Below are 11,215 nucleotides of genomic sequence, written 5' to 3'. Positions count from 1 at the left end.
TGTGTTCAGTCGTCGGTCGCAGGGACTTCGGGTTCGGTCGCCGGCTCCCCCTCCTCGCGCGGCCCGCCCGCGTGCCCCTCGTGAGCGACGGCAGTGGCGAGCAACCGTGGCGGAATCGCGGGGACCTCCGACGCATCGACGGGGCCGTCCGCCTCGATATCCTCGGCGGAACGCGGGAACTCCCGGAGCTCCTTGTGGATCGCGAGGCCGGCCTTCGCGCCCTGGCCCATCGCGACCGGCACCTGATTGTGCCCGGGAGTGATGTCGCCGACTGCGAACACCCCGTCCTCGCTCGTGCGCCCGTGGTCGTCGACGTCGATCTCGCCGCCCTCGGTCAGCTCGCAGCCCAGCCCCTCCGCGAGTGCCGTGTTGTAATCGGAGCCGTACATCGCGAACCCGCCACGGTACTCCCGGCGGCTCCCGTCTTCGAACTCCAACGCCTCCAGCCAGCCGGAGTCGGGATCGTTCTCGACGCCGCTGACGTCCTCGTGGATCACGTCGACCGGGTGGGCGTCGAGCCGTTCCGCCGTCTCCTCGCTCCAGGTCGGCTCCGCCCCGCGGGTCAGCAGGTCCACGTCGCCGGTGACGTTCAACATGATCATCGCGACGTGGGCGGCCGCCTCGCCGTGGCCCATCACGTACACGGGCTCGTCGACGAACATGTACGCGTCACAGTGGAGACAGTAGTGGAGCCCCTTGCCGGTCCGGGGAAGCGGCGGGTCCGGGCGCTCGTCGGAGAAGCCGGTCGCGAGAACGACGCGTTCCGTGAGGACCTCGGCGTCGTTGGTCGTCAGGCGGAACCGGCCGTCGCCGGTGCGTTCGACGTCGGTGACGAAGCCGCGCTCGAACGTCCCGCCGTACGACTCGACCTGCTCGCGGCCGGTGGCGAGGAACTCGTTGCCGGAGACGTCCTCGGTGACGCCGATCACGTTGTGGGTGTCGGCCATCATCGCCGCTCGACCGCCGCCACGGTCGATGAGCACCGTCTCGTGGCCGAGTCGCGCGCCGTACAACGCGGTCGTCAGTCCCGCGGGGCCACCCCCGACGACCGCGACCTCGTACTCCGTTCCGTCGGAATCGGTCATTACCGGATCGGAGGGGTCGGATCGGCTTAAAAGCCGTCGTGGTGTGCGCGGTGAACGACCGACCGCGGCACGTCGGCCGTCGAGTCACCGACCGGGACTCGCGCCGGTCACAGGGAGGGGATCGCACCACGGTTCCGGAGACTTATGTCGGGGTACCCCGTTCGGTACGGTGATGTCACCCCCGCTCGTCGCCGCGGTCGTCCTCCTCGTCGTCGGCACCGTCGCCGACGTGTGGTCGACGCACCTCGCGATCACGAGCGGCGAGTTCGTCGAGGGGTCGCCGATCGGCAGCGCGCTCATCACGCGACTCGGGCCGACGCGCGGGATGCTAGTGACGAAGGCGATCGGGATGGTCGTCATCGGGATCCCCGTCGCGATCGCCGGGGGATCCCGTCGGCTCGTCGCCACGGTGATGTGCGGGTGTGTGGGGCTCCTCTCGCTCGCCGCGGCCGCTCGGAACCTGTTGCTCGTGGCGGGCTACTGGCCGTGGTGACCGGGTCTAACCGGCCCTAACCGACTCTGGCCGACCCGAGAGCCTCGCGGAACACCGGCGATCCGCCCCGATACCCCAGCCGTTTTGCGCCGGGCGTGAGACGAGCTTCCATGCCACGACGGGACGAGACGGCGGCGTCGCCCGACCCGCCCGACACCGACCGCAACGTCGTTACGGAGACGCTTCACGGCGTGGAGATCGACGACCCCTACCGGTGGTTGGAGGACGATACCGAGGCCGTCGAGGAGTGGGTAGAGCGGCAGAACGCGTACGCCGACGCCTACCTCGACACGCCGACGAGCGAGCGGCTCCGACCACGATTCGAATCGGTCGCCGAGGTCGCGGACTACGGCTCAGTGGTCGTGCGGGAGGACCGGTACTTCACGACGGTTCAGGAGCCGACCGACGACCACCCGCGACTCGAAGTCCGCGCCGAACCCGGGGGCGAGGGAGTCGTCCTCGCGGACCCGAACGCGTGGCCCGGAAACGACCCCGAGAGCGACGGTCCGCCGCGGTCGATGGGGTGGTACTCCGCCGCCCACGACGGCGACCACGTCGCCGTCGGCGTCACGGAGGGCGGCGACGAGAACTACGATGTCCGTGTTCTTCCGGTCCCGGACGCCGACGCGATCGGCGAACACGGAGTGGAGTCCGACGGCCACACGCCCGGGCCGGGCCCGGATCCGGAGGTCGTCCTCGAACGACGGGGACGGGTGAACGCATCGAGCTTCGCGTGGGAGGCCGACGGTGAGGGGTTCTACTACGTCGCGACCGGCGCGGCCGACGAGGGCGCACAGATGGATAAAGCGCTCCGTCGATATCGCCTGGACGGCAGGAGTGATGCGGGTGGAACCGGAGAGGGAGAGGACGAACCGCCGGAGCCGCCGGAGTCACCGGAGACATCGGAGACGACCCTGTTGGAACACGACGACCAGCACGTCTGGCCGGGCGTGACCGTCGACCCGGACAGCGGGCTGCTCGCGGTCGGGTTCTCCGAGATGATGGGCGGGACCGAGTGGTACGTCCACGTCGACGGCGAGCTCCGGCCCGTCCTCACGGACACCGACGCGGAGACGTCCGTCCGGTTCCACGACGGGACCGCGTTCCTCCATACGGACCACGAGGCACCGCGAAATCGGCTGCTCGCCTGTTCGGTCGAGCGCTTCCGGGAGGGAGACCTCGAGTTCGCGGAGTGCCGCGAGGTGATCGGGGAACGCGAGTCGATCCTCCAGTCGGCGGTGCCAACGGGCGACCGGCTGGTCGTCCACACCCAGCGCGACGCCCACTCGCGGCTCTCGGTCCACGACCGCGACGGAACGCATCGGCGGGATCTCCCGCTTCCCGACTACGCCACGGTCACCTGGACCACCGCGGCCCGCGGGGAGCCGGAGGCGTTCTACGGCGTCACCGGGTTCGATCGTCCGCCGGCGGTGACCCGTGTCGACATCGACAGTGAGCGGGAGGCGGGGACGGGAGGAGAGACGATCGCGTCCGTCGACGTGGACGTCCCCGACGACCTCGTCGTCGAGCAGGCGTTCGTGGAGTCGACCGACGACGCCGAGGTCCCGGTGTTCGTCTGCTATCGCGAGGACGTAGCCGACGACGGCGGTCCGAGTGGCGCGCCGCGGCCGGCCGTCCTGTACGGGTACGGCGGCTTCCGCAACAGCGTCACGCCGTCGTTCTCGCGGTTCCGGCTCCCGTTTCTCGCCGACGACGGGGTGTTCGCGCTCGTCTGTGCCCGCGGGGGGTACGAGTACGGCGAGGCGTGGCACGAGGCGGGGATGCTGGCGGCGAAACAACACACGTTCGACGATTTCATCGCGGCCGGCGAGTGGCTCGTCGGATCGGGGTACACCGAGCCCGATCGGTTGGCGGTCGCCGGCGGATCGAACGGCGGGCTCTCCGTCGGCGCAGTGCTCACCCAGCGTCCGGACCTGTTCGGCGCGGTCCAGTGTGAGGTGCCGCTTCTGGACATGTTACGGTTCCACCGGTTCCTGCTCGGCGAGTCATGGACGACGGAGTACGGCCACCCCGAGAACGACCCCGAGGCGTTCGAGTATATCCGCGAGTACTCGCCGTACCACAACGTCGAGTCGGGGGTAGAGTACCCAGCGACCCTGTTCCGGACCGCCGCGAGCGACACCCGCGTCCACCCCTCACACGCCCGGAAGATGGCCGCGCGGATGCAGGCGGAGGCGGATGGCGGGCCGTTCCTCCTCCGCACGAAGTCCGACACCGGCCACGGCGTCGGCCGACCGAAGTCGATGATCGTCGACGAGCAGGTCGACGCGTGGACGTTCCTCTACGAGGCGCTCGACGTGGGCGACGGGAGCGCCGGGGCCTGAGCCGGGACGAGGGGGGAATAACACGCGAGCGGGGGATCGGAACACGAGCCGGAACAGGAACCGGAGTCGGAACGGGAACTGGAATAGGAGCCGGAGTCGGAACGCGAGCCGGACTTAGAACACAGGGCGGAGTCGCGACCGGACGGACGACCCGCCGACCGCGACCCGGAACGTCCGGCCGGAGCCAACGGATACATCCACCCCCGTCCCGTCGGATCGGCGCATGGCCGCGGACGACCGGAACGCGTTCGAGGTGTATCGGGACCGGGTGGACCGGCCGCTCGTCCGGCTGTTCCGCGAATACGGCGCTGCCGAGGCTCACTGGCTCGTTATCGGGATGATCGCCAACGTGATCGCCCGGATCGCGGGACTGCTCCCGCCAGTGGTCCTCGGCGTCGCCATCGACGCCGTCTTCACCGGTGACGGCCCGTACTCCCTCCCGATCGTCCCGGACGCGTGGCTCCCGACGACCGACCCCGCACAGTTCCAGCTGTCGGTCGTCCTCATCCTCGGCGCGTTCGTCGTCACCGGCGTGTTTACGTTTATATACGGCATCGCCGCCAACAACTTCGCCCATCGAGTGATGCACGCGGTCCGAACGGACTCGTTCGATCTGATGCAGCGGCTCGACATGACGTTTTTCGACGACAAACAGACGGGCGAGGTGATGTCCGTATTGAACAACGACGCCTCGAACCTGGAGGTGTTCCTCGATAACGCCTTGCAGAACACCGCCCGACTCGGCGTGATGGTGCTCGGCATCGCGGGCGTCCTCTTCTACTATAACCACGAGCTCGCCGTCGTCACGCTCTCCGCGATCCCGCTCATGTTCCTGTTCACGCTCTGGTTCATGCGCGCGGTCGAGCCGCGGTACGTCGAACAGCGGGCGATCGTCGGCGATCTGAACACGGTGTTAGAGAACGCCCTCTCCGGCGTCGAGCTCGTCAAGACGTCGAACACGGAGTCACACGAGAGCGAGCGCGTCGAGACCGCCTCCCGGAACTACTTCGAGCGGACGATGGACATCCTGCGGCTCAACTACGTGTATCGCCCCGGGATGGAGCTGCTGGCCGGGCTCGCCTTCGCGGCGACGTTCCTCGTCGGCGGCTACTGGCTCGCACAGGGGCCACCGGGGCCGTTCACCACGGAGTTGACGGTCGGCACGTTCGTGACGTTCATCCTCCTGACCCAGCAGTTCGTCGCCCCGCTTGCAGAGGTGTCGAACATCGTCGACCAGTACGAGAACGCGAAAGCCTCCTCCGAGCGCGTGTTCGGGCTGCGAGACATCCCGGTGCGGATCACGGATCGCGAGGACGCGGTCGTCCTCGGCGGCGGAGACGGCCACCGCGGCGGCAGGAACGGCGACCGGAGCAGCGGGAACGGCGACCGGGGTGTCGACGGCGAGGTCGTCTACGACGATGTCTCGTTCGCATACGCCGAGAACGCGCTCGTCGACCCGGCCGACGCCGACGAGGTGGTGGTCAGAAACGTCTCCTTCGCCGCCGACCCCGGCGACACCGTCGCGCTCGTCGGGCCGACCGGCGCGGGGAAGTCGACCCTGCTCAAACTGCTCGCGCGCCTGTACGATGTCACGGACGGCGAGATCCGCGTCGACGGCCACGACGTCCGGGACGTGACGGTTGCGAGCCTCCGCTCGTCGATCGGCTACGTCTCACAGGACACGACGCTGTTCGACGGCACGATCGCCGAGAACATCCGCTACGGGCGGTTCACGGGAGCCCGGGTAGACGCCGATGAGCGTCCCGCGGACGACGCGGTCCGCGACCGCGTGGTCGAGGCGGCGAAGGCGGCCGAAGCCCACGAGTTCATCGACTCGCTGCCGAACGGGTACGACACGCGGATCGGCGAGCGCGGCGTGAAGCTCTCCGGCGGCCAGCGCCAGCGCGTCGCGATCGCGCGCGTGGTGTTACAGGACCCCGCGATCCTCGTGCTCGACGAGGCGACGAGCGCGGTCGACACGGAGACGGAGATGCTGATCCAGCGCTCGCTCGACCGGCTGGCGGCCGACCGTACCACGTTCGTCATCGCTCACCGGCTCTCGACGGTCACCGACGCGGACACGACGCTCGTGTTGGAGGACGGCGAGGTGGTCGAACGGGGGACCCACGACGAGCTCATCGAGGCCGACGGGCTGTACGCGAAGCTGTGGGGCGTACAGGCGGGCGAGATAGAGGACCTCCCGGAGGAGTTCGTCGAACGAGCCCGGGCACGACACGTCCAGCGCGGCGTCGAAGGGGTCGTCGAGGGGACCGTCGAACGCGAAACGCTGGACGAGTAATCGACCGGGAAGGACGGGGGTGAAGCGACCTCGTTGCCGGAGACGGCGCTTCGGTCGTCCCCAAGGACCCAGCCGTTCAGTCGTCGCCGGAGACCTGGCTGGCCGCGTCGCCGACGCGTTCCGGGACCGCGTCCGCGGGCGCGGGCGGCTCCTCGCGCACGTCCGCGCCTTTCCCCTCCGCGATGACATCGGCGTAGGCGTCGGGGAACACGCGGACGAACTCGTCGAGCGCGGCCGCCCAGTCGTCGAGCAGCTCGGCGGCGCGCTCGCTGTCGGTGTACGCGTGGTGGTTCTCGACGAGCCGGCGGAGCATCCGTTCGTCACTCGTGTCGAGCTCGGTCGACAGCGACACCATCCCGCGGTTGACGCGCTCCGCGAAGCGGTCATCGGGGTCGTACACGTACGCCACGCCGCCGGACATCCCGGCCGCGAAGTTGCGGCCGGTGTCGCCGAGCACGGCGACGACGCCGCCGGTCATGTACTCACAGCCGTGGTCGCCGACGCCCTCGACGACCGCCCGAACCCCGGAGTTGCGGACGCCGAACCGCTCGCCGGCGACGCCGTTGACGTACGCCTCGCCCGCGGTCGCGCCGTACAGACAGACGTTGCCGGCGACGACGTTCTCGGCCGGGTCGTACCCAGCGTCCGCGGGCGTGTTCACGACGATCCGGCCGCCGGAGAGTCCCTTACCGACGTAGTCGTTTGCCGCGCCGGAAAGCTCCAGGGTGATCCCCCGTGCGAGGAACGCGCCGAAGCTCTGCCCGGCGTGGCCGTCGAACCGGCAGGTGACGGTGTCGTCGGGGAGCCCGTCGCCGCCGTGTTCGCTGACGATCCGGTTCGAGAGCGTCGCGCCCACCGCGCGGTCGATGTTGTCGATCTCGCGGGTGAGCGCGACCGGCGCGCCGTCCTCGATGGCGGGGCGGGCCTCCTCGATGAGGTCCCAGTCGAGCAGCGTCTCGATGCCGGGGTGGGTCTGTTCGCGCGTCTTCGTGCGCGCGTCGCCGGCGGGGTCGGCGATCACTGCCGATAAGTCGAGGTGTTTCGCCTTCTCGTGGTCGGTGTCACGCTGCGTGAGGAGGTCGGGGCGGCCGACGAACGCTTCGACCTCGCGGAACCCGAGCTCCGCCATGATCTCGCGCAGCTCCTGTGCGATGAACGTCATGTAGTTGATGACGTGGTCCGGCTGGCCGGGGAAGCGGTTCCGGAGGTCCTCGCGCTGGGTCGCCACGCCGACCGGACAGGTGTTTTCGTGGCACTGCCGGGCCATCACGCAGCCGGAGGTGACGAGCGACGCCGTGCCGAACACGTACTCCTCCGCGCCGAGCGCGGCCGCCACGGCGACGTCGCGACCGGTCTTGAGCCCGCCGTCGGCGGTAACGCGGATCCGGTCGCGCAGCCCGGTCGCACGGAGCATCTGGTTCGCCTCGGCCAGCCCGAGCTCCCACGGGAGCCCCGCGTTCTTGATCGACGTCTTCGGGGACGCTCCCGTCCCGCCGGAGTGGCCCGAGACGTGGACGACGTCCGCGTTCGCCTTCGCGACGCCGGCGGCGATGGTGCCGATCCCGGCCTCCGAGACGAGTTTTACGTTCACGTCGGCGTCGGGGTTCGCCGCCTTCAGGTCGAAGATCAGCTGTTTGAGGTCCTCGATCGAGTAGATGTCGTGTTGGGGCGGCGGGGAGATGAGCCCGACACCCGGTGTGGAACACCGGACGTGGGCGATCATCTCGTTGACCTTCTCGCCGGGGAGGTGGCCGCCCTCGCCGGGCTTCGACCCTTGCGCCATCTTGATCTGTACCTCCTCGGCGTTCGCGAGGTAGTCGGCGGTGACGCCGAAGCGCCCGGAGGCGACCTGCTTGACCGAACACTCCTTCTCCGTGTCGAACCGCTCGGGCGGCTCGCCGCCCTCGCCCGTGTTCGATTTCGCGCCGAGCCGGTTCATCGCGATCGCGTTGTTCTCGTGGGCCTCCGGCGAGAGGCTCCCGAGACTCATCGCAGCCGTCGAGAACCGCTCGACGATCGATTCGACCGGCTCGACTTCCTCGATGGGAACCGGGTCGCGGTCGGATTCGAACTCGAGGAGTCCGCGCAGCGTCACCAGCTCCTCGGACTGGTCGTTGACGAGCTCGGCGAACTCGGTGTACGTCTCGTAGTCGCCGCCGCGGACCGCCTGCTGGAGTGTCCCGACCGTCTGTGGGTTCCAGCCGTGTTTGACGCCGGACGAGCGGTTCTCGTACTCGCCGATCGTCTCCAGCTGGGGGTCGGTGCCGAACGCCATCGCGTGACGGGTGCGGAGGTCGTCCTCGATCTGCTCGATCCCGATCCCCTCGGTGCGGATCTCGGTGCCGGCGAAGAACTCGCCGACGAACCCGGAGTCGAGCCCGACCGCCTCGAAGATCTGCGCGCCCTGATACGACTCCATCGTCGAGATCCCCATCTTCGCCATCGTCTTCAGCAGGCCGTCCTCTAGCGCGCCCCGGTACGCCGCGAGCGCCTCGGCCTCGTCCGCGCCGTCCGGCCCGGCGACCACGTCGGCGATGGAGGCGTACGCGAGGTACGGGTCGACCGCGTCCGCGCCGTAGCCGACGAGCGTCGCGAGGTGGTGGACCTCGTGTGGCTCGCCGGACTCCACGACGATCCCCGCGCGGTTGCGGAGGCCGTCGCGGACCAGCTGGTGGTGGACCGCACCGGTCGCGAGCAGGCTCGGGACCGCGAGCCGACCCGATCCGACCGCGCGGTCCGAGAGGACCACGACGTCCGCACCGGCTTCGATCGCCGTGGCGGCGTCGTCGCGGACGCGGTTCACGGCGTCGGTGAGCGAGGTTCCGGTGTCGTACGTGATGTCGACCGTTACGGCGGAGAACTCGTGTCCGGCGCCGGTCCCGTCGACACCGTCGTCCCCGCCAAGGGATTTCAGCGCGGCGGTCTCCGCGTCGGTGAGCACCGGTGAGTCGGTAACGATCTGGCGGGCGTGCTCGGGCGTCTCCGCGAGCAGATTGCGCTGGTTACCGATCCGCGACTCCAGGGAGGTGACGAGCTCCTCGCGGATGTAATCGATCGGCGGGTTCGACACCTGCGCGAACAGCTGTTTGAAGTAGGTGAACAGCGGGCGGTCGACGTCGGCGAGCACCGACAACGGCGTGTCGTCGCCCATCGAGCCGACCGGGTCCTTGCCGGACTCGGCCATCGGCTCGACGAGGTGGTTCAGCGAGTCGGTCGTGTAGCCGAACGCCGCCTGGTAGGCACGAACCGTCCGATTTTCGCCGGTGTCGACGCCAGCAGCGGTCTCGCCGCCGTCGTCGCCGGTCGCGTCCGGCCCACTGTCGTCGCCGGTCGCATCCGGCTCGCCGCCGCTCCCGCTCGGTCCGGCGTCGGCAACGACCTGTTCGAGCGCGGCCTGCTCCTCGTCGACCCACTCGCCGTACCGCTCGTCGGTGAGCTCCGCGAACACCTCGTCGTCGGGGACGATCCGTCCCGCCTCGGGATCGGCGACGAAGATCTCGCCCGGCTGGAGCCGACCGCGACGTGTCACGTCGGCGGCGTCCGTGGGGAGCGCGCCGACCTCGCTGCCGACGACGAGGCGGTTCTCGGTGGTCACCTCGTAGCGGCACGGGCGAAGCCCGTTGCGGTCGAGCACGCCCGCGACGCGCTCGCCGTCGAACCCGATCACGAGCGCGGGGCCGTCCCACGGCTCGACGAGCGAGGCGTGGTAGTCGTAGAAGTCGGCGCGAGCCTCGTCCATCAGCTCGTCGTCGCGGAACGCCTCCGGGACGAGCATTCGGAGGACGTGCGGGAGGTCACGGCCCGTCTGAAGGAGGAGTTCCGTCGCGTTGTCGACGCTGGCGGTGTCGGACTGGTTCGGGTCGTCGATCACCGGCTTGATCGTCTCCAGTTCCGCGCCGAACGCCGGGTGTTCGAGGTCGTTCTCGCGGGCGCGCATCCAGTTGACGTTCCCGCGGATCGTGTTGAACTCCCCGTTGTGGACGATGTTCCGGTACGGGTGTGCGAGGTGCCACGCGCCGAGCGTGTTCGTCGAGAACCGGGCGTGGACCAACGCGACGTGACTCGCGAAGCGGTCGTCGGCGAGGTCGGGGTAGTACCCCGCGAGCTGGGAACCCTTCAGGAGCCCCTTGTAGACGACGCGCTGGCGGTCGAGCGAGCAGACGTAAAACCGCCCCGCGCCGTCGACGTCGGTGACCGCGTTTTCGATCTCGCGGCGGGCGGCGTACAGCGCGCGGTCGAACCCGAGCAGCGCGGGGTCGGCATCGGGGTCGTCATCGGGCGCGGTGAACCGTTCGGCGAGCCCCGCCCCCTCGACGGGCGCGACGAACAGCTGTGAGACGTGGGGTTCGGAGTCGAGCGCGGTCGTGCCGAGATCCGCGTTGTCCGTCGGGACGTCCCGCCACGCGAGCACCTCCAGCCCGTACACCGAGAGCACCTCCGCGATGACGTCGTGGATCCGCGCCTGAACGCTCGGCTCCGTCGGCATGAACACGGAGCCGACGGCGTACTCCGCGGGGAGGTCGGCGTCGACGACGTCACGGAAGAACGCGTCCGGACGGGCGACCATGATCCCCGCCCCGTCGCCCGTGTCCTCCTCCGCCCCGGTCGTCCCGCGGTGTTCGAGGTTCTCTAACAGCTCGACCGCGTCGGCGACGGTGTCGTGGGTCGGCTCGCCGTCGAGGTCGACGACGCCGCCGATCCCACAGTTCGATCGGTCGTCGGTTACGGACGCGAGTCCCTCTTCGTGGCCCGCCGAGTCGGGGCGGTCCGGCTCGGGGGTGGTACTACGTGGCTTGGTCATACTTCTCGTCACGGGTTATCACTTAAAGGTATGACCCTGATACGGGTAGGATCCATCGTACACACATTAGGGAATATAAGGTAATTATTCATCAGGGGTGGATATCCGTTACCACAGTTGAGAACAGCGATCTTCTCTCGGATATCCCTCGTGATTATCTGATGTTTTCCAAAACACGCGTCGGATACTGAC

The 11,215-nt window shown here is 69.1% G+C and carries 5 protein-coding genes; 3 read left to right on the top strand and 2 right to left on the bottom strand.

The features are described from left to right. Positions 1-5: 5 nt before the first annotated feature. A complete protein-coding gene (locus tag ACZ5TV_RS10450; protein WP_379781552.1) occupies positions 6-1,085 on the bottom strand; it encodes an NAD(P)/FAD-dependent oxidoreductase in 1,080 nt (359 codons plus the stop codon). 172 nt (positions 1,086-1,257) lie between these two features. Between ACZ5TV_RS10450 and ACZ5TV_RS10445 the strand changes: the two genes are divergently transcribed. The 3 genes from ACZ5TV_RS10445 to ACZ5TV_RS10435 all read left to right on the top strand — a co-directional run bounded on the left by ACZ5TV_RS10445 (position 1,258) and on the right by ACZ5TV_RS10435 (position 6,222). After that, positions 1,258-1,578 carry a hypothetical protein gene (locus ACZ5TV_RS10445; RefSeq protein WP_379781550.1) on the top strand — a complete coding sequence of 107 codons (321 nt, stop codon included), beginning with the start codon at positions 1,258-1,260 and terminating at the stop codon, positions 1,576-1,578. 110 nt (positions 1,579-1,688) lie between these two features. Further along, complete coding sequence (locus ACZ5TV_RS10440) at positions 1,689-3,923, top strand: prolyl oligopeptidase family serine peptidase (RefSeq protein ID WP_379781548.1); 2,235 nt, start codon at positions 1,689-1,691, stop codon at positions 3,921-3,923. Between the two features lie 223 nt (positions 3,924-4,146). Continuing rightward, positions 4,147-6,222, top strand: a complete 2,076-nt coding sequence (locus tag ACZ5TV_RS10435) for an ABC transporter ATP-binding protein (RefSeq protein ID WP_379781546.1) — start codon at positions 4,147-4,149, stop codon at positions 6,220-6,222. A gap of 76 nt (positions 6,223-6,298) precedes the next feature. On the opposite strand, the gene gltB is transcribed toward ACZ5TV_RS10435, so the two are convergent. Next, the gene (gltB, locus tag ACZ5TV_RS10430; protein ID WP_464383812.1) at positions 6,299-11,023 is read right to left on the bottom strand and encodes a glutamate synthase large subunit; all 4,725 of its coding nucleotides are present in this window, start codon (positions 11,021-11,023) and stop codon (positions 6,299-6,301) included. Between the last annotated feature and the right edge of the window lie 192 nt (positions 11,024-11,215).

Source organism: Halorubrum tibetense, from assembly GCF_055396225.1.
Note: the sequence above shows the minus strand (reverse complement) of the source record. Positions and strands in the feature narration are given on the sequence as shown.

Bases quoted from the DNA above. Each gene is read 5' to 3' on its own strand.
- ACZ5TV_RS10445 (WP_379781550.1), top strand. From the start codon at position 1,258: ATGTCACCCCCGCTCGTCGCCGCGGTCGTCCTCCTCGTCGTCGGCACC.
- gltB (WP_464383812.1), bottom strand. From the start codon at position 11,023: ATGACCAAGCCACGTAGTACCACCCCCGAGCCGGACCGCCCCGACTCG.
- ACZ5TV_RS10435 (WP_379781546.1), top strand. From the start codon at position 4,147: ATGGCCGCGGACGACCGGAACGCGTTCGAGGTGTATCGGGACCGGGTG.
- ACZ5TV_RS10440 (WP_379781548.1), top strand. From the start codon at position 1,689: ATGCCACGACGGGACGAGACGGCGGCGTCGCCCGACCCGCCCGACACC.
- ACZ5TV_RS10450 (WP_379781552.1), bottom strand. From the start codon at position 1,085: ATGACCGATTCCGACGGAACGGAGTACGAGGTCGCGGTCGTCGGGGGT.